The sequence below is a fragment of the Janibacter zhangyanbonis genome, assembly GCF_050507325.1.
In the GTDB taxonomy this organism is placed as follows: domain Bacteria; phylum Actinomycetota; class Actinomycetes; order Actinomycetales; family Dermatophilaceae; genus Janibacter.
Genome location: NZ_CP191481.1, coordinates 2,560,377 through 2,580,499, shown reverse-complemented (window position 1 = coordinate 2,580,499; position 20,123 = coordinate 2,560,377). Strand labels below are relative to the sequence as shown.

Below are 20,123 nucleotides of genomic sequence, written 5' to 3'. Positions count from 1 at the left end.
GGCATGGACGCCCTGCACCTCATCCTCTACATCCTCCACATGCTCGCGATGCTGGCGATCGTTGTCGGCCCGGCCGTTGCCGGCCGCGGTCACCTCGTCCAGGTGTGGGGTGCGCGCCTCCAGCTGCTCATCGGGCTGGGCCTCACCGGCCTCGCCGAGGCGGGCGACGACCCGGTCAACCACGCGAAGATCGGCACCAAGCTCGTCATCATGATCGCCGTCCTCGCCTGCGCCGAGATCGGCAATGCCAAGGCCAAGCGTGGCGAGGCCGCCGCGAGCAAGCTCGCCTGGGCCGCCGCCGGCCTGGCGGTCGTCAACGCCGCCATCGCCTTCCTCTGGTAAGCGCCGCGGCCGGACCGGCCGCGTGTCGTCCTGCAGTTCGGCCTCCGGACCGCTCAGGATCCGCATGTCCTCGTCATGCGATGAGTGAACTGCAGGACGACACGCGCTGTCGCACGACCCAGGCGATGACGTCGCGCACCCAGTCGGGCTTGAACATCACGTGCTCCCAGGCAAACCGGAGCACGACCCAGCCCGCGAGGATCATCTCGTCGTAGCGCCAGCAGTCTCTGCGCACGTCCTCACGCTTCTTGTGGAACTCGTGGCTGTCGGCCTCGAGCGCGACGCGGGTCACCGGGTCGCCCACGTCGGCGTGCAGGGTCCTCCCGTCCCGCAGGGTGATCGGCACCTGGGGTACCCAGCCGCGGTCGTCGGCCTGGACCGCCAGCCCACGCAGCCCCGACTCGAAGGGGTTGACGGCCTTGGCCGACGCGAGGTCGAACACCCGGCGGGCCGCAACGCGCCCCGTGCGGGGCAGGTCCGCGTCGGTCAGCTTGCGTGGACTGATCAGACCCGACCGCAGGGCCGAGTCGGCCACGGCCAGGGCTTCGGGCAGGGGGAAATCCCGAGCGCAGTCGACGACCGTTCGCAGGGGAGTCGTCGCGCGCACCCCGAGGTCATCGGATGTGAGGGGCCTGAAGCGCAGCGCCACGTCCGCGGGCACGCTGATGCCGCGGTCCCGCCGCGTGACCATCTCCGGTCTCGTCGGTGCGTGGAGCACACCCAGACCGTGGTGCAGAGCAGCGGACCGGTGACTGAGGTGCACCCCGAGCTCGGCAGCGCGGAGGTGGTCACCGTCGAGCGGCAGACCGTAGACGCCGCGGCGGTGTCGGAGGACGACACCCTCCTCCAGCGCTCTCTGCAGAGCCCAGGGTGTGGTGGCCTCGAGGAGCTCGGCGCGGGTGGCGCTGCCGCCGCGCTGGGCCACGAGCAGGGGGCTGACTGACATCACCCAAGGCTGGCGCAGACCGCCCGAGTGGCCGCGGGAGTTTCCACAGGGCCACGTCAGGGGACGAGGATGACCTTGCCCGTCGTCTGCCGTCCCTCGAGCGCGCGGTAGGCCTCGGCGGCCTCGGCGAAGGGGTAGGCGTGGTGGATCGCGATGTCGAGTCGCCCGGCGGCGATGTCGGCGAAGACCTCACGCCCGCGCATCAGCAGCTCGTCGCGCTCGACGATGTAGTGGGCCAGCGTCGGTCGGGTGACGAAGAGCGAGCCGCCCGAGTTGAGCCGTTGCAGGTCGACGGGGGGCACCTGCCCCGACGCCGCGCCGAAGAGCACGAGCGTGCCCCGGAGGCGCAGAGAGGCCAGCGACGCGTCGAAGGTCGCCTGGCCCACCCCGTCGTAGACGACGTCGACACCCGCGTCGGCCCCCAGCCGGCGTGCGGCGGCGGCGATGTCGGCGGCGAGGTCCTCGCTGCGGGCGTAGTTGATGACCTCGGAGGCGCCCCGGGAGCGAGCGATCTCGAGCTTGGTGTCCGACCCCGCCGTCGCGATGACGGTGCCGCCGCGGTTCGTGACCATCTGCGTCAGCAGCTGCCCGACGCCACCGGCCGCGGCGTGCACGACGGCGACGGTGCCCTCCTCGACGCGCACGCAGTCGGTGACGAGCGCGTGCGCGGTCATCCCCTGCAGCGTTGCAGCACAAGCGGTCTCGAGGTCGACGTCGTCGGGCACGGGTAGCAGTCGCGTGGAGTCGGCGAGGACGAGCTCGGCGTGCAGGCCCGAGGTCATCGACCAGGCGACCCGGTCACCGACGGCCACCGATGCGCCCTCGCCGACCGCGCGCACCGTGCCCGCCGCCTCGAAGCCCGCGACGTACGGCGGCTCGGTCGGGTAGATCCCCTCGCGCTGGTAGACGTCGATGAAGTTGACGCCGCCGGCGGCCACCTCGACGAGCGCTTCGCCCGGCCCCGGCTCGGGCACCTCCCGCTCCTCGAGGGCGAGGACCTCGGGTCCTCCGTGGCGGGTGACGACGAGTGCGCGCATGGTGGCCATGACGCCAGCCTAAGGACTACACCGACCCGATGACCTCGTCGAGCATCGCCTCGGTGAGCCGGCCGGTCTGGGTGTTGTGCTGGCTCACGTGGTAGCAGCCGACGAGCTCCACCTCGCGTCCCTCGGGCGTGCGCAGCACCGCGCGGGCGCCGTGGCCGAACTTCGGCTTCGGCCGCGGCACCTCCCACCCGGCATGCCGCACCCCGGCGATGGTCGCGTCCCACCCGATCGCACCCAGGCACATGATCGAGCGGACGAAGGGAGCGCTCCTCGCAAGGTCCGCGTCGAGCCACGGTGCGCACGTCTGCTTCTCAGTGGTCGTGGGCTTGTTCTGCGGGGGAGCGCACCGGACCGGCGCGATGATCCGCACGCCGTCGAGGGTCAGTCCGTCCCCGGCCGCCCAGGACTCGGGCTGGCTGGCGTAGCCGGCCCGGTGCAGTGCGGCGAAGAGCCAGTCACCCGACCGGTCACCGGTGAAGTTGCGGCCCGTCCTGTTGGCCCCGTGCGCCGCAGGCGCGAGCCCCACGACCACGACCGGGGCATCGGGCGGGCCGAGCGCCGGCACCGGTCGCCCCCAGTAGGGCTGGTCGGCGAAGGCCGCGCGCTTGCTCGTCGCCACCTCCTCGCGCCACGCGACGAGCCTCGGGCAGGCGCGGCAGACCGAGATCCGCGCGTCGAGGTCTTCCTGGCCGGCGGCTCCCTTCGCCAGTCGTCGCACCTGAGCAGCCGTGCGGGCCACGGGCGTCTCCGCGCTCGCGACGTCACCCGGCCAGCCGGTCCCGGGCTCCACAGGCGAGGAGAAGGGAGTCCCCGTCACCGGGTGCGGCAGCAGCGGGTCGTCGGTCATCGGTCTGCGATCTCGGTGGTGCGGTCTTGCCGGGTGTGGAGGACCCTGACGACGAGGATGTCGCGGGTGTTCTCGACCCGGTAGAACACACCGAAGGGGAAGGCGCGCAACCTGGCGCGGCGAAGACCGCGCATCCCATCGACGGGCGGGGCTCCCGACGGAAACATCAGGATGCGCTCGAACGCGACGTCGACGTCCGCCAAGAATCGGTCTCGGAGGGGCGCGCTGACATCGGCGTAGTGGTCACGGGCACGCAGCAGGTCGTCGGCGGCATGTTGCGTGAGGTGGATCGTCACGGACTGGAGTGCAGCTGCTCGCGGACAGCCTCCCAGTCGTGAACGGCTGCGGGGTCGTCGCGGTGGGCCTCGAGCGCCTCCAGCAGCTGGCGGCGCTCCTCGTCACTCGGGTGGTAGACGGGTTCGCCGAAGTGCGTGCGCAGTGCCTCCTGGACGACCTCTGATCGGCTCCGATGCTCGATCGAGCGGGCCCGCTCGACCACGTCGTAGAGCTCGTCCGGCAGGGTCACGGTCACCTTGCGCATCATCGACGCCACCTCCTGGGTATGACGAAATCATACCGAGCGCCACCTGCTCTGGCAGGGTGGAGTCATGGCCATCGACGAGCACCTCGCCACCCGCGTCCGGTCGGACCTCACCGACCGCGGCATCGAGTGGCTGGAGAAGCGGATGTTCGGCTCCCTGATCTTCATGGTCGGCGGGTCGATCCTCGTCGGGGTGCGCGGCGGGGGAGGGCTGCTCGCGCGCGTCGACCCTGCTGAGAGCGCGGACTTGCTCGCCGATGCCGGCCCGCTCTACGCGCAGGTCGCCGATATGGGCGGCAAGGACATGGGCCCGAGCTGGTTGGACGTGCACCCCGACGCCGTGGCGGACGAGGCGGGCCTGACCCACTGGGTCGACGCCTGCCTGCGACGCGGGGAGTAGGCGCCCGCCGCGATCAGTCGCCGGGGTCCGCCGGCGGTTCGTGCCCGGCGGCCTCGTCACGCTCGGCCCACTCGAGCAGCGGCGTCAGGTCGTGCGCGACGTCGTCGATGCTCGCGTGCAGGTCGCCGACCCGCGCGAAGCGCTCCGGCACGGTCGCGATCGTGCAGTCCTGCGGCTCGACGTCGGCGATCTCGTCCCAGGTGATCGGCGTCGACACCGTCCCGCGCGCGTTGCCTCGCACCGAGTAGGCGGCCGCGATCGTGTGGTCGCGGGCATTTTGGTTGTAGTCGACGAAGACCGCCGCCGGGTCGCGGTCCTTGCGCCACCACGTCGTCGTCACGTCCTGCGGCGCACGCCGCTCGACCTCACGGGCGAAGGCGAGCGCCGCCCTTCGCACGTCGGCGAACTCCCACCGCGGCTCGACCCGCACGTAGACGTGCAGCCCGGACCCACCGCTCGTCTTGGGGAAGCCGACGACCCCGAGCTCGTCGAGGGCCTCGTGGACGACGCCGGCCACCCGCCGCACCCGGTCGAAGGGAGCATCCGGCATGGGGTCGAGGTCGATCCGCCACTCGTCGGGCCGGTCGACGTCGGCGCGGCGGACATTCCACGGGTGCAGCTCGACGGTGCTCATCTGCACCGCCCAGATGATGGCGCCGAGCTCCGTCGGGCACAGCTCGTCGGCGTGCAGGTCGTACCGCGGGAAGTGCAGCCGCACCGTCTCGACCCAGTCGGGTGCGCCCTTCGGCAGCCGCTTCTGGTGGACCTTGGCGCCGCTCACGCCCTTGGGGAACCGGTGCAGCATCGTCGGCCGCTCGCGCAGCGCCCGCAGGATCCCGTCGCCGACGGCGAGGTAGTAGTGCGCGAGGTCGAGCTTGGTCTCACCGCGCTCGGGGAAGTAGACCCGGTCGGGGGAGGAGATGCGCACATCGCGCCCCCCGACGTCGAGGTGGACGTCGTCGCCGTGCTCGCCGCGGGCCATGCCCCGACAGTACTCACGACGGTCCCTGAGGAGGTCGCGCAGCGACCGTCTCGAAGGGACCCGCCTACCCGATGAGCGCGCCCGCCGGCCGATCCGTGGTGACCGTCGGCACCCAGTAGCGCCGCTTGCCGACCCGCGAGTCCTCGTAGACCCCGCCGGCGCCCTCGATCGTCGCGCGGGAGGCGACGTTGTCCTCGTCGCACGTGATGAGCACCCGCTCGTGGCCCATCTCGGCGGCGAGCTCCAGGACCTGACGAAGGGCGGTGCTCGCGTGCCCCTGCCGCCGCGCCGAGGGCCGGACCGAGTAGCCGATGTGCCCGCCCTGCTCGAGGAGGAAGTCGGTCAGCTCGTGGCGGAAGGAGATCGACCCGAGATAGGTGTCGCCCTCGGCGATCCACAGATAGGTGCACGGGACGAAGTTCGCCGGGCGCGGCGTCTCCGGCAGCTCGTCGGCGCGGCGGGCCTGCACGAGACGGCGGAACTCCTCGGGGTCCTCGAGCCCCTCACGGGTGAAGTCGTGGCCGGCGAAGCCGGTCGTCGGGTCGGCAGCCAGCTCGAGCATGCCGTCGCCGTCACGGTGCGCCCCGTCGAACTCGTCGAGGGCCTCGAGGTAGGAGCGCTGGTAGCGGGCGTCGGGTCGCACGATCTGGGCCATGACGGACACCCTAGGCCGACCAATCTCCCACTATGTGAATAGGAGTTTGACGCGAGGAGTGCGCACGTGGTGGGCTCTCGGCATGGACCTCTCGACGCACACCTGGACCCCCTTCGCCGGGGTGCGTCGTCTGCACCTGGACCTCGCGCTCCACCTCGGTGCCCTCTGTCGCCGCTGCGCCTGACCGCAGCCCGCAGACCACCGCACAGAGAGCCGACCCATGTACACGACCCAGTCCACCCCTGTCCGCCCGACGCCCGGCGTCGAGGCCTTCACCCCCGTCCAGCTGCTGCGCCTGACCCAGCTCTTCGCCTCCGACCCGGCCCTGCCCGGCACCCTCGGGCCGGACCCGGACCGACCCGGCGAACGCACCTGGCGGCTGCTCGCCGACAGCCCGCGCCTGCAGGTCTGGCTCATCCGGTGGCCCGTCGGCGCCGGCACCGGCTGGCACGACCACGGCGGCGCACGAGGCGGGTTCACCGTCGTGCGCGGCACCCTGACCGAGCACACCCGGGAGCGGTCCGTCGAGGCCTCCGAGCTGCACGAAGGGGAGGGGCGCGCCTTCGGCGGCAGCCACCTCCACGACGTCACCAACCTCGGTCGCGAGGTGTCCATCTCGGTGCACGCCTACAGCCCGACGCTCGCGCAGATGACCCACTACGACCTCGTCGACGGCGTGCTGCGGCCCTCCGGCGTCGAGCAGCGGCAGGCGTGGTGAGCGCGATGGCGGCCCAGCACGACGGCATCGACGCCCTCCTCGCCGACGCCCGCTCCCGGCTCACCCGCGTCTCCCCGGTGCAGGCCTGGCGGGAGGTGCGCGACGGCACCGCCCGCCTCGTCGACATCCGTCCGGCGGCGCAACGGCAGGTCGAAGGGGAGGTCGCCAGCGTCCTCGACCCGTGGGTCATCGAGCGCAATGTCCTCGAGTGGCGGCTCGACCCGCGGCAGGAGGCGTCCTTGCCGGGCGTCACCCTCGGTGACCGCGTCATCGTCATCTGCCAGGAGGGCTACACCTCGTCGCTGGCGGCGGACTCCCTGCGCTCCATCGGGATCGAGCTGGCGACGGACGTCGTCGGTGGCTTCGCCGCGTGGCGCGAGCTCGGGCTGCCCATCGCCCGGCTGCGCGCCGCCTGACCCGCGTTCAGGGCGTCGCCGGGTCGACCGGCGTCGGGTAGGCGCCCTCGGGCACCGGGGCGGCCACCTCCGGTGCCCGCAGGGTGCGCACCTCCCGCGAGAGCAGGGCGAGCAGGCACGAGGCGAGGATGATCCCCGCGCACACGAGCAGCGCGGTGTGCGCGCCGAGGTGGACCGCGGCCGGTCCGGCGAGCAGCACGCCGACGGGGCCGAAGAGCATCGACCCGAAGGCGTCGTAGGAGGCCACCCGCGAGAGGGCCTCGGCGGGGACCTCGCGCTGCATCGTCGTCTGCCACAGGACGGTGAAGGTGTCCATGCCCAGGCCCATCGCGAAGCCGGCGACCACGACGAGCGCCAGGGACGCGCCCAGCCCGAGGAGCAGGTAGGGCAGGGCCGTGAGCGAGGTGAGCAGCACGCCGACGAGGATTGGGCGACGGGGCCGCAGGCGCAGGGCCACGAGCACCCCGACGAGCATGCCGATCGCCTCGCCGGTGAGGATCGCCGACCACGCACCGGCCCCGCCGAGCTCGGCCTCGGCGACCACCGGGCCGAGGACCGTGTGGGCGCCCTGCCAGGCGAGGATGAGCAGGGCGAACTGCGCGACGACCACCCACAGCCACTCGCGGGAGGAGAACTCGACCCACCCCTCCTGCAGCTCGGCGAGGACGGAGGTCCCCCCTTCGCGTCCGGGGCGTGGGGTCGAGCCGATGCGCCACGCGAAGGTGGCGGCAGCGGCGTACACGGCGGCGGCCGTGACGAGCGCCCAGCCGGGGCCGATGAGGACGACGACCGCGCCCGCGGCGACGAGCCCGCCGACGCGAGCGACGTTGGCGCCCACGGCGAGCAGCGCATTGGCCGACTGCAGCCGGTCGGGCGGGGCGACCTCGGGGATGATGCCGGACAGCACCGGCCACACGACCGCGCCGGCGAGACCGGTGAGGACGGCGAAGGCGCACACGAGCGGGATCGGCGCCCACCCGAGGAGCAGCATCGTGCCGATGCCCAGCCACGCGACGAGCGAGAGGCACTCGCCGGTGAACATCACGAGCCGCCGCGGGTAGCGGTCGGCGACGACCCCGCCGAGGAGCAGGCCGAGCACGTGCGGGATCGCCTCCGAGGCGACGACGAGCGAGAGCGTCCCCGCGTCGGCGCCGGGCAGACGCAGGATGCCGAAGGCCAGCGCCACCGGCGCGAAGGCGAGCCCGAGCACCGACAGGGTGCGCGCGGCGAAGAGCGCCGCGAAGCGCCGCTCCCGCAGCAGGCTCAGGTCCTCGCGCATCCCGCTCACCGGCGCAAGATACTCCGCGTCACCCGACCTCCCGGCTCCCGGGGAGGCCGGGCGACGCGCTGCCGAAGTCCTTCGTTCTCCTGTGGTGGCGTCGTCGTCCACGACTTCGGCTTGACGCCGCGTCACCCGACCTCCCCGTCCGCGGGGCCTGTCACCGCGGCGACGTACGCTGGAGGGCGAGATGAGCAGCCTCTTCGACGACCTTCCCGATGCCCTGCCCGGTGACTGGACCGCGGACGTGACCGATGCCGGGGTGCCGGCGTGGGCGATGTCCGAGGAGGGGCCCACCCGAGCAGCGCACAGCGCCCACCAGCGGCCCCCGGAGCGCGACCCCGAGGAGCTCGTGGCGGGGCTCAACCCCGCCCAGCGCGAGGCCGTCCTGCACGAGGGCGGCCCCCTGCTCATCGTCGCCGGCGCCGGCTCGGGCAAGACCCGGGTGCTCACCCACCGCATCGCCTACCTGCTCGCTGCCCGCGGCGCGCAGCCGGGGCAGATCCTCGCGATCACCTTCACCAACAAGGCCGCCGCGGAGATGCGCGAGCGGGTCGAGGACCTCGTCGGGCCGCGGGCGAAGGCGATGTGGGTCATGACCTTCCACTCGGCGTGCGTGCGCATCCTGCGCCGCGAGGCGACCAAGGTCGGCATGAAGAGCAGCTTCTCGATCTACGACGCCGCCGACAGCCAGCGGCTCATCGCCCTCGTCATGCGCGACCTCGACCTCGACCCCAAGCGATTCCCGCCGCGGGCCATGGGGCACCGGATCAGCAACCTCAAGAACGAGCTCGTCGACGAGGAGGAGTACGCCCGCCGGGTCGCGGCCGACGAGGACGCGCAGCAGCCGGGCGGCACCCACCAGGACCAGACCCTCTCGCAGGTCTACACCGAGTACCAGCGGCGGCTGCGCCAGGCCAACGCGCTCGACTTCGACGACATCATCATGACGACGGTGCACGTCCTGCAGGCCTTCCCCGACGTGGCCGAGCACTACCGGCGCCGCTTCCGGCACGTGCTCGTCGACGAGTACCAGGACACCAACCACGCGCAGTACCAGCTCGTGCGCGAGCTCGTCGGCGGGGCGGACGGCCAGGCGCAGGGCGAGCACGCCGTCGAGCCGAGCGAGCTCGTCGTCGTCGGTGACGCCGACCAGTCGATCTACGCCTTCCGCGGGGCCTCGATCCGCAACATCATCGAGTTCGAGGAGGACTACCCCGACGCGCGCTCGATCCTCCTCGAGCAGAACTACCGCTCGACCCAGACGATTCTCACCGCGGCCAATGCCGTCATCGAGCGCAACGAGTCGCGCCGCAAGAAGAACCTGTGGACCGAGTCCGGCTCCGGCGAGCCCATCGTCGGCTACGTCGGTGACAACGAGCACGACGAGGCCTCCTTCATCGCCACGACCATCGACGCGCTCCACGACGAGCACGGTGTGCGGCCCGGCGACGTCGCCGTCTTCTACCGGACCAATGCGCAGTCGCGCGCCATCGAGGAGGTCTTCGTCCGGGTCGGTCTGCCCTACAAGGTCGTCGGTGGCACCCGCTTCTACGAGCGAAGGGAGGTCAAGGACGCCCTGGCCTACCTGCACGTCGTCGCCAACCCCGCCGACACCGTCAACCTGCGCCGGATCATCAACGTCCCCAAGCGGGGCATCGGTGACCGGGCCCAGGCCGCCGTGGCCCAGCTCGCCGACCGGGAGCGCATCCCCTTCGTCGCCGCCCTCGGTCGCGTCGAGGACGCGCCCGGCATCGCGACCCGCTCCGTGACCGCCGTGCGCGGCTTCACCTCCCTCCTGGAGGGCCTGCGCGAGCTGCAGGAGGAGGGGGCCGGCATCGGTGACCTGCTCGCCGCGGTCCTCGAGCGCACCGGCTACGTCGCCGAGCTGCAGGCCAGCCGTGACCCGCAGGACGAGACCCGGCTCGAGAACCTGCAGGAGCTCGTCGGGGTCGCCCGCGAGTTCGACGCGACGCGTGAGGCGACCGGCGAGGTCATCAGCCTCGACGACTTCCTCGAGCAGGTGAGCCTCGTCGCCGACGCCGACGAGATCCCCGACGACGAGGCCGACGACCAGGGCGTCGTCACCCTCATGACCCTGCACACGGCCAAGGGCCTGGAGTTCCCCGTCGTCTTCCTCACCGGCATGGAGGACGGCACCTTCCCGCACCAGCGCAGCCTGGGCAAGGAGAGCGAGCTCGAGGAGGAGCGGCGGCTGGCCTATGTCGGCATCACCCGCGCCCGCGAGCGGCTGCACCTGTCGCGGGCGGCGGTGCGCAGCGCCTTCGGCGCGCCGCAGTACAACCCTGCGTCACGCTTCCTCGACGAGATCCCCGAGCACCTCATGCGGTGGGAGCGGACGGGGCCGCCGGTCGGCCCGACCCGCTCGACCCGCACACCGGCCGTCGCCCGCCTCGCGGCCCGCCCCGGCGTGCGCTCGCCCGGCAACCGTCCGGTCATCGCGCTGTCCGACGGTGACAAGGTCACGCACGACAGCTTCGGGCTCGGCACGGTGATCCGGGTCGAGGGTGAGGGCGACAAGGCGATGGCCCACGTCGACTTCGGTGGGGAGGACGGCGTCAAGCGCCTGCTGCTCCGCTACGCCCCGCTCGAAAAGCTCTGAGGCCGCATTACCGTTGGGCAATGCGGCCTCAGGGCGGACGCAGGTCCCGTCTGACCAACAACTCTGCAAAACCCTAGGGTTTTGCAGAGCTGGGCCCGGCTAACCCTGCAGGACCCTAGGGTTTTGCAGGGTTGGGTACGTGGGGGAGAGGGTCAGCTCAGGCCGCGCTCGGCGAGCCAGCCGGAGGGGTCGATGGCGCCGCCGCCACCGGGGTGGATCTCCATGTGCAGGTGCGGGCCGGTCGAGCGGCCGGTGTTGCCCGAGAGGGCGACGACGTCACCGGGGGAGACCTGCTGGCCGACGGACGCGCTCACCGAGCTCAGGTGGCCGTAGCGCGAGACGGTGCCGTCCCAGTACTTGATGTCGATGTAGATGCCATAACCGTCCATGGGCCCGGCGCCGATGACCTCGCCGCTGCTCATCGCCTTGAGCGGGGTGCCCACGGCGGCGGCGTAGTCCTGGCCGGCGTGCAGGCGACCCCAGCGCATGCCGAAGGGAGAGGTGAAGACGGCGTTGTCGAGCGGCGTGACCCAGCCCTGGGCGCCGACCTCGGTCGCGGACTCGCCGTCGGCGGTCGTCGTCTCGCCCGTGGCGGCCGAGCCGGTCGTGGCGGACGAGGACGTCGAGGCGGCGCGCTTCTTCTTGGCCGCGGCACGGTCGGCCGCGACCTCCTTGCGCGCCTTGTCGCGGGCGACCCGCTGGCGTTCCTGGGTGCGGCCCTGGCTCTCGGCGACGGTGGTCGAGGCGGCCTGGCGGCGCTGGTCGAGGCCGTCGGCCTCGTCGGTGGCGGTTTCGGCCTCGGTGCGGGCGGTGTCGACGACCTCGGGGTCGGACAGCAGCGAGGTGGCGCTCGCAGCGGGGGAGCCTCCGGTCACGAAGGCCGCCTTGGCCGAGTCGGCGGCCTGGCTGGCGAAGGGGGAGGACTGTGCGGCGGTCGCACCAGCAGCCGTCAGCACGAGGGTGACGGCGGCGGCGGTCGGCAGCGCGTAGGCGGGACCGAAGCTCTTGGGAAGGCGGGTGCGGCGCTGCTGGGCGCGGCGCTCGGCGCGGGTGGGCGGCCGGTGTCGACCGGAGTACTCGCTCATGGTGGATGACGTCCTTGCAGGGGATCGGACTTCTTCCCCTGGCAGCGGGGACGGACAAAAATTCGTGGTTACCCTAGCGTGACCGTTTCGTTATGCATAACCGGGGGTGCCTCCGGTCACACGCCGACGGCGCGCAGCCTCGCGTCGCCCGCACCGTGGCGGGCCGGTGGGGGCCGTCATGCGGAAAGGTCGGTGACCGAGGCGGTCTGGTTGCCCTCGCTGTCGATCTGCACGAGGCTCGTCGCGATCTTGTGCACCACCGTGGGCAGGATCGGCAGCGACAGGTGACCGATGCCGCGCAGCCGCACGTTGGTCACGTCGACGCCCTCTTGGTGGAGCGATGCGTTGACCGCCGGCACGATCACCTCGTCGGTGTCGGACCAGAAGGCGATGACCCTGGTGCGGCAGTCGGGGGCGGGGCGGTTGAGCTCCTGCATCAGGCCGCTGCCCGGGCGCAGCTGCCGGGTGAGCGAGGTGGGCAGCAGGTAGGCGGCGAGGGTGCCCGTGTGCGGGGCGCCGAGCGTCGCCAGCGTGTGCACCCGCTCGTCGCCGCCGAGGCGGGTCACGTAGTAGCGGGCCACGACGCCGCCGAGGCTGTGCGCGACGATGTGGATCCGCTCGTAGCCGGTCTCCTCGACGATCGCCTCGACCTCCTCGGCCAGCTGGGCGGCCGCGGTGCGCACGTCCTTGGTGCGCACGGAGTAGTTCATGGCGAAGACCCGGCTGAAGCCTCGACGCAGCAGGCCGCGGCGCAGCACGGTGAAGATCGAGTGGTTGTCGGCGAAGCCGTGCAGCAGAAGGATCGGGGTCCCGCTCTCGGCGAGGCCTGCCACGAGCATGCCGCGCTGCACGGGGTTGAGGTGCTCGATGCGATACCCGTGGCGCAGGCCGCCTCGCCGCGGGGCGCGGGTGCCGAGGGGGTAGAGCGAGAAGTGCGTCGTCGCCCAGACGAGCTCGACGGCGGCGAAGACCATCGCCTGCCGGGTCGCGAGGCAGCGGACCTGGTCGACCACGCCGAAGCCCCGGCCCGTCGGCGCCGGTGCCGAGCTGCCGTGCTGCGTGGTGCCGTCGTACGGCTGCTGCGAAGCCATGGTGACTTCACAGTAACCCCGGTCACGTGTCCCGTGCGAGACGTCGTGACGAGTCCGTGATCAAAGGCTCAACCACTTCCTCCGGCAGGGCGAAGGGGGGAGCCGCGCGGGGTCGTGACCCCGGCCGTGCGCGGACCGGGCGTGCTCCCCCTTCGTCCGGGGGCTAGTCTCGTCCCGCACCCCGTTACCACAGCAGAGGACGGAATCACCCTCGTGGATCTCTTCGAGTACCAAGCACGCGACGTGTTCGAGAAGCACGGCGTCCCGGTTCTTGCCGGCGCCGTCGCCACCACCCCCCAGGAGGCTCGAGCAGCCGCCGAGACCATCGGCACCAAGAGCGGCGGTGTCACCGTCGTCAAGGCCCAGGTCAAGACCGGTGGCCGCGGCAAGGCCGGCGGCGTCAAGGTCGCCAAGACCGTGGACGAGGCCGAGGCGCACGCCGAGGCCATCCTGGGCATGGACATCAAGGGCCACACGGTCCACAAGGTCATGATCGCCCAGGGCGCCCAGATCGCCGAGGAGTACTACTTCTCGATCCTGCTCGACCGTGCCAACCGCACGTACCTCGCCATGTGCTCCAAGGAGGGCGGCATGGAGATCGAGCAGCTCGCCGTCGAGCGCCCCGAGGCCCTCGCCCGCATCGCGGTCGACCCCAACGTCGGCATCGACGACGCCAAGGCCACCGAGATCGTCCAGGCCGCCGGCTTCGACGAGGCCGACCAGGCCAAGATCGCCGACGTCCTCAAGAAGCTGTGGGTCGTCTACCGCGACGAGGACGCGACCCTCGTCGAGGTCAACCCCCTCGTCAAGACCGAGCAGGGCGACATCGTCGCCCTCGACGGCAAGGTCACCCTCGACGGCAACGCCGACTTCCGTCAGCCGGCCCACGCCGAGCTCGAGGACAAGGCCGCGGCCGACCCGCTCGAGGCGAAGGCCAAGGAGAAGGGCCTCAACTACGTCAAGCTCGACGGCAACGTCGGCATCATCGGCAACGGCGCCGGGCTCGTCATGAGCACCCTCGACGTCGTCGCCTACGCCGGTGAGGACTTCACCGGGGGCAAGGCCAAGCCGGCCAACTTCCTCGACATCGGTGGCGGCGCCTCGGCCGAGGTCATGGCCAACGGCCTCGACGTCATCCTCGGCGACGAGCAGGTCAAGTCCGTCTTCGTCAACGTCTTCGGTGGCATCACCGCGTGCGACGCGGTCGCTGACGGCATCGTCGGCGCCCTCAAGACCCTCGGCGACTCGGCGACCAAGCCGCTCGTCGTGCGTCTTGACGGCAACAACGTCGACGAGGGCCGCCGCATCCTCGCCGAGTTCAACCACCCCCTCGTGACCGTCGAGGCCACCATGGACGGCGCCGCCCGCAAGGCCGCCGAGCTGGCCGCGAAGTAAAGGACGACTGAAACAGACATGGCAATCTTCCTCACCGCTGACTCCAAGGTCATCGTCCAGGGCATGACCGGCTCGGAGGGCATGAAGCACACGACGCGCATGCTCGCCTCGGGCACCAACGTCGTGGGTGGCGTCAACCCCAAGAAGGCCGGCCAGAGCGTCGACTTCCCGGGTGGCCAGTCCGTCCCCGTCTTCGGCTCCGTCGCCGACGCGATCAAGGAGACCGGCGCCGACGTGTCGGTCATCTTCGTGCCGCCGGCCTTCGCCAAGTCCGCCGTCGTCGAGGCCATCGACGCCGAGATCGGCCTCGCCGTCATCATCACCGAGGGCATCGCTGTCAAGGACTCCGCGGAGTTCTACAACTACTCCGTCGGCAAGGCCACGCGCCTCATCGGCCCCAACTGCCCCGGCCTGATCAGCCCCGGCAAGTCCAATGCCGGCATCATCCCGGCGGACATCGCCGGCGCCGGTCGCATCGGCCTGGTCTCCAAGTCGGGCACGCTGACCTACCAGATGATGTACGAGCTGCGTGAGTTCGGCTTCTCCACGGGCGTGGGCATCGGTGGCGACCCGGTCATCGGCACGACGCACATCGACTGCCTCGAGGCCTTCGAGGCCGACCCCGAGACCGACGCGATCGTCATGATCGGCGAGATCGGTGGCGACGCCGAGGAGCGGGCCGCGGCCTACATCAAGGAGCACGTCACCAAGCCGGTCGTCGGCTACGTCGCGGGCTTCACCGCCCCGGAGGGCAAGACCATGGGCCACGCCGGCGCCATCGTCTCCGGCTCCTCGGGCACCGCTGCCGCCAAGAAGGAGGCCCTCGAGGCCGCCGGCGTCAAGGTCGGCAAGACGCCGTCCGAGACGGCCGACCTCATGCGCGAGATCATGCAGGGCCTGGGCAAGTAACCAGCCCGACCCCACGACGAAGGGGAGGGGAGACCGCGAGGTCTTCCCTCCCCTTCGTCATGTCCCGGCAGATCCTGACGAAGGCCTGACCGGACCGGGGGGAGATCGTGGGCTGCCGGACACCTGCGTCGCCTAGCGTCCCGGCGGGCCGGATCTCCCGCCGGCCGCCCCCGACGCCAGGAGTCCCCATGCCCCGCACGACCACCGTGGCCGCGGCAGTGCTCGCCGCCACCGCCCTCGCCGCGTCCGCAGCCACCGCCTCGGCCGCACCCACCCAGGACCGCCCGACCCCCGAGGCCCGCGCGGCCGGCATCACCGAGCCCGGGCAGGCGCAGATGGGCTGGAAGGAGAAGGCGACCGGCCCGTCGAAGGCCACGAGCGAGACGACCGCCGTCACCGCGCCCTCGGGCGTCAAGGGCATCGACGTGTCCAACTGGCAGGGCAACGTCGACTGGACCGCCCAGTGGAACCTCGGCAAGCGCTTCGCCTACGTCAAGGCGACCGAGGGCACCGGCTACACCAGCCCCTCCTTCGCCCAGCAGTACAACGGCTCCTACAACGTCGGGATGATCCGCGGCAGCTACCACTTCGCGCTGCCCAACAAGTCCTCCGGAGCCACCCAGGCCAACTACTTCGTCGACCACGGCGGCGGCTGGTCGGCCGACGGCAAGACCCTGCCCGGTGCGCTCGACGTCGAGTGGAACCCCTACGGCAGCACCTGCTTCGGGCTGACCCAGGCGAGCATGAAGACGTGGATCAACTCCTTCCTCAACCAGTACAAGGCGCGCACCGGCCGCTACCCGGTGATCTACACCAACACCTACTGGTGGAACCAGTGCGTCGGCCATGACACGACCTTCGCGACGAAGTCGCCGCTGTGGATCGCCCGCTACTCCAGCAGCGCCGGGACCCTGCCGTCGGGCTGGGGCACCTACTCCTTCTGGCAGTACAGCGACAGCCCGATCGACCAGAACGTCTGGAACGGATCGCTCGACCGGCTGCGCTACTTCGCGAAGAACTGACGCAACCCTCCACGAGGCCCGCACCGCCAGCCGGCGGTGCGGGCCTCGTCGCGTGGTGAGACACACGGTGCCGGTGCAGTGGGGCGGAGGTAGGCTCGGGCTCGTACAGACGTCAGTCGTACGCGTGCTCCGGGGTCGGTGTAATTCCGAGCCGGCGGTGACAGTCCGCGAGCCCGTCCTCTCGAGGCCGGGTTGAGCTGGTGGAACTCCAGCACCGACGGTGAAAGTCCGGATGGGAGGCAGCACGCGACGGCGTGGGCCGTGCCGTGCGGTCACCCTCCCCGGGTGGTCCCTCGGCTGCGGTCGTCACCGGCGACCCCGGTGCGCCCTCGCCGTCGTCACGCCATCGGCGTGCCTCCCTTCGTCTCCGTGGTCCGCGTCGGACCACGGAGAGGCAGATGCAGCAGCAGGTGACCACCGAGCAGGCGATGGCCCGTGCCGTCGAGCTCGCCGCGCGCGGCCTCGGCCGCACCGCCCCCAACCCCGTCGTCGGGTGCGTCGTGCTCGACTCAGCCGGCATCGTCGTGGGCGAGGGCTGGCACGACCGCGCCGGAGGCCCGCACGCCGAGGTCGTCGCGCTCGCCGACGCCGGGGAGGCGGCCCGCGGCGGCACCGCCGTCGTCACCCTCGAGCCGTGCCGCCACACCGGCCGCACCGGCCCGTGCACGACCGCGCTGCTCGAGGCCGGCATCACCCGGGTCGTCGTCGCTGTGCCCGACCCGACCGAGACGGCCGGTGGGGGAGCAGACCTGTTGCGCCGCAAGGGCATCGACGTCGTCGAAGGCGTCGGGCGCGAGGCCGCCGAGCACGGCAACCGCGCCTGGCTGCACGCTGTGACCACGGGCCGGCCGTGGGTCACGTGGAAGCTCGCCTCGACCCTCGACGGCCGCACCGCCGCTGCCGACGGCACGAGCCGGTGGATCACCGGCCCGACCGCCCGCGAGGCGGTCCACCGGCTGCGCGCCGAGCGCGACGCCGTGCTCGTCGGCGCTGGGACGCTGCGCGCCGACGACCCGCACCTGGCCGTGCGTGACCTCGACGACGTCACCCAGCCGCTGCGCGTCGTGCTCGACCCGCGCGCCGAGGTGCCGCTGACCGCCCGGGTCCTCGACGACGTCGCCCCGACGCTCGTCGTCGTCGCCGAAGGGACCGACGCCGCCCGGCTCACCGACGCCGGCGTCGACGTCCTCGCCGTGCCGGCGGGGGAGCGGGGCCTCGACCTCGCGGTCCTGCTGGCCGCGCTGCACGCCCGCGGGGTGCACTCCGTGCTCCTCGAGGGCGGCGCCCACCTCGCGGCCTCGGCCGTCGCGGCCGACCTCGTCGACGAGGTCGTCGCCCACATCGCCCCCGCGCTGCTCGGGGCCGGCTCGCCGGTCCTCGCCGACGCGGGGATCACCACCATGACCGAGGCGCTGCGCCTCACCACCACCGACGTCGCCCGCCTCGGCGACGACGTCGCCGTCACCGCCACCGTGAGGAGGGAGCGCTGATGTTCACCGGGATCATCGAGGAGCTCGGGGAGGTGGTCGCCATCGAGCCGGGCTCCGACTCCAGCCGCATCACCGTCCGGGGCGCGGTCACGACGGCCGACCCCGCCCACGGCGCGTCGATCGCCGTCAACGGCGCCTGCCTCACCGTCACCGACCGCGAGGCGAAGGGGGGAGTCGTCACCTTCGACGTCATGGCCGAGAGCCTGCGCCGCACCGTCCTCGGCGACCTCGCCGTCGGCGACGCGGTCAACCTCGAGCGGGCGATGGTCCTCGGTGCCCGCCTCGACGGGCACCTCGTGCAGGGCCACGTCGACGGCACCGCGACGATCCTCGAGCGCCGCCCCGGCGACCGCTGGGAGGAGGTGCGGCTCTCGCTCGCACCCGAGCTGGCTCCCTTCGTCGTCGAGAAGGGCTCGATCTGCCTCGACGGGGTGAGCCTGACCCTCAGCACCGTCGGCGACGACCACGTCGAGGTCGCGCTGATCCCGACGACGATGGAGCTGACGACCCTGGGTCGCAAGGGCGTCGGCGACCGGGTCAACGTCGAGGTGGACATCCTCGGCAAGTACGTCCAGCGCACGCTCGCGCTGGGGACCAAGGAGCAGTCATGAGCCACGACGAGACCCTGCTCGACCCGATCGAGACGGCGATCGAGGCGATCGCCGCCGGCCAGCCGGTCCTCGTCGTCGACGACGCCGACCGGGAAAATGAGGGTGACATCATCTTCGCCGCCGACGCGGCGACCGACGAGGTCATGGGCGCGACCGTGCGCCTGGGCAGCGGCGTCATCTGCGTCGCCATGACCGGTGAGGACCTCGACCGTCTCGCGCTGCCGCCGATGACGGCGATCAACGAGGACGCCAAGGGCACCGCCTACACGATCTCCGTCGACGCCCGCGAGGGCGTGACGACCGGCATCAGCGCCGCCGACCGTGCCCGCACGGCGCGGCTGCTGGCCGACCCGGGCACCGGCCGGCACGACCTCGCCCGCCCGGGCCATGTCTTCCCCCTGCGGGCGCGTGACGGGGGAGTGCTCGTGCGGCGCGGGCACACCGAGGCGGCCGTCGACCTCTGCCGGCTCGCCGGCCGACGCCCCGCCGGCGTCATCTGCGAGGTCGTCGAGGAGGACGGCTCGATGTCGCGGCTGCCGCAGCTGCGCCGGCTCGCCGACGAGCGCGGCTGGCCGCTCGTGAGCATCGCCGACCTCGTCGACCTGCGCCGACGCACCGAGGCGCTCGTCGAGCGGGTCGTCTCGACGCGGCTGCCGACGGTGCACGGCGAGTTCACCGCCCACGGCTACCGCAGCGGTGTCGACGGCAGCGAGCACATCGCGCTCGTCCACGGCGACATCAGCGAGGGCACCCCCCTCGTGCGGGTGCACAGCGAGTGCCTCACCGGAGACGTCTTCGGCTCCAAGCGCTGCGACTGCGGCCCGCAACTCGAGGCGGCCCAGTCGGCCGTCGTGCGGGCCGGGGCCGGCGTCATCGTCTACGTCCGCGGCCACGAGGGTCGCGGCATCGGGCTCGTCGACAAGCTGCGCGCCTACGCCGCCCAGGACGCCGGCGCCGACACCGTCGACGCCAACTCCGAGCTCGGCCTGCCGGTCGACGCCCGCGACTACACCCACGCCGCCCAGGTGCTGCGCGACCTCGGCCTGACCCGGGTGCGGCTGCTGAGCAACAACCCGGCGAAGGTCGAGGCCCTCACCGGCCTGGGCGTCGAGGTCGCCGGCCGCGAGCCGTTGCCGCCGAGCATCACGAGCGACAACCTCCACTACCTGCGCACCAAGCGCGACCGGATGGGTCACGACCTCCCGTGGCTGCCGGAGACCCACGACGAAGGGAGCACCCGATGAGCGGGCACGGAGCACCACGGATCGACCTCGGCGACGCCGCCGACCTGAGCGTCGCGGTGGTCGCGTCGAGCTGGCACACGCAGGTGATGGACGGCCTGGTCGCCGGGGCGCAGGGCGCCCTCGCGGAGGCGGGCATCGAGCCGACGCTCGTGCGCGTGCCGGGGAGCTTCGAGCTGCCGGTCGTCGCCGCCGAGCTGGCCCGCACGCACGACGCGGTCATCGCCCTCGGCGTCGTCATCCGTGGCGGGACCCCGCACTTCGACTACGTGTGCGCCGCCGCGACCGACGGGCTCTCCCGGGTCGCGATCGACTCGGGCACGCCCGTGGGATTCGGCCTGCTGACCTGCGACGACGACGCCCAGGCGCTCGACCGCGCGGGCCTGCCCGGCTCGCGCGAGGACAAGGGACGCGAGGCCGCGGAGGCGGCCGTCTCGACGGCCCGGATCCTGCGCGGCCTGCGCGGGTGAGACACCCCGGTGCG

Annotated in this window: 22 protein-coding genes and 1 riboswitch; of the genes, 12 read left to right on the top strand and 10 right to left on the bottom strand. The window is 72.2% G+C overall.

Annotation, left to right across the window (positions count from 1 at the left end; genetic code table 11):
* The first annotated feature begins 3 nt into the window (after positions 1-3).
* Complete coding sequence (locus tag ACQBJO_RS12575; RefSeq protein WP_421007574.1) at positions 4-342, top strand: hypothetical protein; 339 nt, start codon at positions 4-6, stop codon at positions 340-342.
* Positions 343-415: 73 nt separating this feature from the next.
* Here the strand turns inward: ACQBJO_RS12575 and ACQBJO_RS12570 are convergent, their stop codons facing one another.
* Genes ACQBJO_RS12570 through ACQBJO_RS12550 form a run of 5 tightly spaced genes read right to left on the bottom strand, consistent with a single transcriptional unit; the run spans position 416 to position 3,725 of the window.
* Positions 416-1,288, bottom strand: a complete 873-nt coding sequence (locus ACQBJO_RS12570; protein ID WP_421007573.1) for a hypothetical protein — start codon at positions 1,286-1,288, stop codon at positions 416-418.
* A gap of 56 nt (positions 1,289-1,344) precedes the next feature.
* Positions 1,345-2,334 carry a quinone oxidoreductase family protein gene (locus ACQBJO_RS12565; protein ID WP_421007572.1) on the bottom strand — a complete coding sequence of 330 codons (990 nt, stop codon included), beginning with the start codon at positions 2,332-2,334 and terminating at the stop codon, positions 1,345-1,347.
* 16 nt (positions 2,335-2,350) lie between these two features.
* Positions 2,351-3,181, bottom strand: a complete 831-nt coding sequence (locus ACQBJO_RS12560; protein ID WP_421007571.1) for a uracil-DNA glycosylase — start codon at positions 3,179-3,181, stop codon at positions 2,351-2,353.
* Positions 3,178-3,477 carry a type II toxin-antitoxin system RelE/ParE family toxin gene (locus ACQBJO_RS12555; RefSeq protein WP_421007570.1) on the bottom strand — a complete coding sequence of 100 codons (300 nt, stop codon included), beginning with the start codon at positions 3,475-3,477 and terminating at the stop codon, positions 3,178-3,180. Before ACQBJO_RS12555 ends, ACQBJO_RS12560 begins: the two co-directional genes overlap by 4 nt.
* Positions 3,474-3,725, bottom strand: a complete 252-nt coding sequence (locus ACQBJO_RS12550) for a ribbon-helix-helix protein, CopG family (protein ID WP_255184146.1) — start codon at positions 3,723-3,725, stop codon at positions 3,474-3,476. The genes ACQBJO_RS12555 and ACQBJO_RS12550 overlap by 4 nt, the downstream gene beginning before the upstream one ends.
* A 64-nt stretch (positions 3,726-3,789) precedes the next feature.
* Here ACQBJO_RS12550 and ACQBJO_RS12545 point away from each other — a divergent pair, with 64 nt between their 5' ends.
* The gene (locus ACQBJO_RS12545) at positions 3,790-4,122 is read left to right on the top strand and encodes a TfoX/Sxy family protein (protein WP_421007569.1); all 333 of its coding nucleotides are present in this window, start codon (positions 3,790-3,792) and stop codon (positions 4,120-4,122) included.
* Between the two features lie 13 nt (positions 4,123-4,135).
* Here ACQBJO_RS12545 and ligD read toward each other — a convergent pair whose 3' ends face one another.
* Entirely contained in the window at positions 4,136-5,104 is a 969-nt protein-coding gene (ligD, locus tag ACQBJO_RS12540; protein ID WP_421007568.1) for a non-homologous end-joining DNA ligase, read from the bottom strand.
* A 64-nt stretch (positions 5,105-5,168) separates the two neighbouring features.
* The gene (locus ACQBJO_RS12535) at positions 5,169-5,759 is read right to left on the bottom strand and encodes a GNAT family N-acetyltransferase (RefSeq protein ID WP_421007567.1); all 591 of its coding nucleotides are present in this window, start codon (positions 5,757-5,759) and stop codon (positions 5,169-5,171) included.
* Between the two features lie 220 nt (positions 5,760-5,979).
* Here ACQBJO_RS12535 and ACQBJO_RS12530 point away from each other — a divergent pair, with 220 nt between their 5' ends.
* A complete protein-coding gene (locus ACQBJO_RS12530) occupies positions 5,980-6,477 on the top strand; it encodes a cysteine dioxygenase (RefSeq protein WP_421007566.1) in 498 nt (165 codons plus the stop codon).
* Positions 6,478-6,482: 5 nt separating this feature from the next.
* Positions 6,483-6,893, top strand: a complete 411-nt coding sequence (locus ACQBJO_RS12525; RefSeq protein ID WP_421007565.1) for a rhodanese-like domain-containing protein — start codon at positions 6,483-6,485, stop codon at positions 6,891-6,893.
* 7 nt (positions 6,894-6,900) lie between these two features.
* Here ACQBJO_RS12525 and ACQBJO_RS12520 read toward each other — a convergent pair whose 3' ends face one another.
* Positions 6,901-8,172, bottom strand: a complete 1,272-nt coding sequence (locus tag ACQBJO_RS12520; protein WP_421007633.1) for an MFS transporter — start codon at positions 8,170-8,172, stop codon at positions 6,901-6,903.
* A gap of 190 nt (positions 8,173-8,362) precedes the next feature.
* On the opposite strand from ACQBJO_RS12520, the gene pcrA reads away from it, so the two are divergent.
* Positions 8,363-10,795: a DNA helicase PcrA gene (pcrA, locus tag ACQBJO_RS12515; protein ID WP_421007564.1), complete on the top strand. Its 2,433-nt coding sequence runs from the start codon at positions 8,363-8,365 to the stop codon at positions 10,793-10,795.
* Positions 10,796-10,947: 152 nt separating this feature from the next.
* On the opposite strand, the gene ACQBJO_RS12510 is transcribed toward pcrA, so the two are convergent.
* Together ACQBJO_RS12510 and ACQBJO_RS12505 are read right to left on the bottom strand one after the other, a co-directional pair.
* Positions 10,948-11,880, bottom strand: coding sequence for a M23 family metallopeptidase (locus ACQBJO_RS12510; protein ID WP_421007563.1), 933 nt, complete (start codon positions 11,878-11,880; stop codon positions 10,948-10,950).
* A 176-nt stretch (positions 11,881-12,056) separates the two neighbouring features.
* Positions 12,057-12,971, bottom strand: a complete 915-nt coding sequence (locus tag ACQBJO_RS12505) for an esterase/lipase family protein (protein WP_421007562.1) — start codon at positions 12,969-12,971, stop codon at positions 12,057-12,059.
* A 213-nt stretch (positions 12,972-13,184) separates the two neighbouring features.
* Between ACQBJO_RS12505 and sucC the strand changes: the two genes are divergently transcribed.
* The 7 genes from sucC to ribH all read left to right on the top strand — a co-directional run bounded on the left by sucC (position 13,185) and on the right by ribH (position 20,109).
* Positions 13,185-14,366, top strand: coding sequence for an ADP-forming succinate--CoA ligase subunit beta (gene sucC, locus ACQBJO_RS12500; RefSeq protein ID WP_255184137.1), 1,182 nt, complete (start codon positions 13,185-13,187; stop codon positions 14,364-14,366).
* An 18-nt stretch (positions 14,367-14,384) separates the two neighbouring features.
* Complete coding sequence (sucD, locus tag ACQBJO_RS12495; protein ID WP_255184136.1) at positions 14,385-15,275, top strand: succinate--CoA ligase subunit alpha; 891 nt, start codon at positions 14,385-14,387, stop codon at positions 15,273-15,275.
* A 188-nt stretch (positions 15,276-15,463) separates the two neighbouring features.
* Positions 15,464-16,297: a lysozyme gene (locus ACQBJO_RS12490; RefSeq protein ID WP_421007561.1), complete on the top strand. Its 834-nt coding sequence runs from the start codon at positions 15,464-15,466 to the stop codon at positions 16,295-16,297.
* A 120-nt stretch (positions 16,298-16,417) separates the two neighbouring features.
* Positions 16,418-16,547: riboswitch (FMN riboswitch) on the top strand.
* A gap of 148 nt (positions 16,548-16,695) precedes the next feature.
* Positions 16,696-17,787, top strand: coding sequence for a bifunctional diaminohydroxyphosphoribosylaminopyrimidine deaminase/5-amino-6-(5-phosphoribosylamino)uracil reductase RibD (ribD, locus tag ACQBJO_RS12485; RefSeq protein WP_421007560.1), 1,092 nt, complete (start codon positions 16,696-16,698; stop codon positions 17,785-17,787).
* A complete protein-coding gene (locus ACQBJO_RS12480) occupies positions 17,787-18,398 on the top strand; it encodes a riboflavin synthase (protein WP_421007559.1) in 612 nt (203 codons plus the stop codon). Before ribD ends, ACQBJO_RS12480 begins: the two co-directional genes overlap by 1 nt.
* Entirely contained in the window at positions 18,395-19,642 is a 1,248-nt protein-coding gene (locus ACQBJO_RS12475) for a bifunctional 3,4-dihydroxy-2-butanone-4-phosphate synthase/GTP cyclohydrolase II (protein ID WP_421007558.1), read from the top strand. The genes ACQBJO_RS12480 and ACQBJO_RS12475 overlap by 4 nt, the downstream gene beginning before the upstream one ends.
* The gene (gene ribH / locus ACQBJO_RS12470) at positions 19,639-20,109 is read left to right on the top strand and encodes a 6,7-dimethyl-8-ribityllumazine synthase (protein ID WP_255184132.1); all 471 of its coding nucleotides are present in this window, start codon (positions 19,639-19,641) and stop codon (positions 20,107-20,109) included. Before ACQBJO_RS12475 ends, ribH begins: the two co-directional genes overlap by 4 nt.
* Positions 20,110-20,123: the final 14 nt, after the last annotated feature.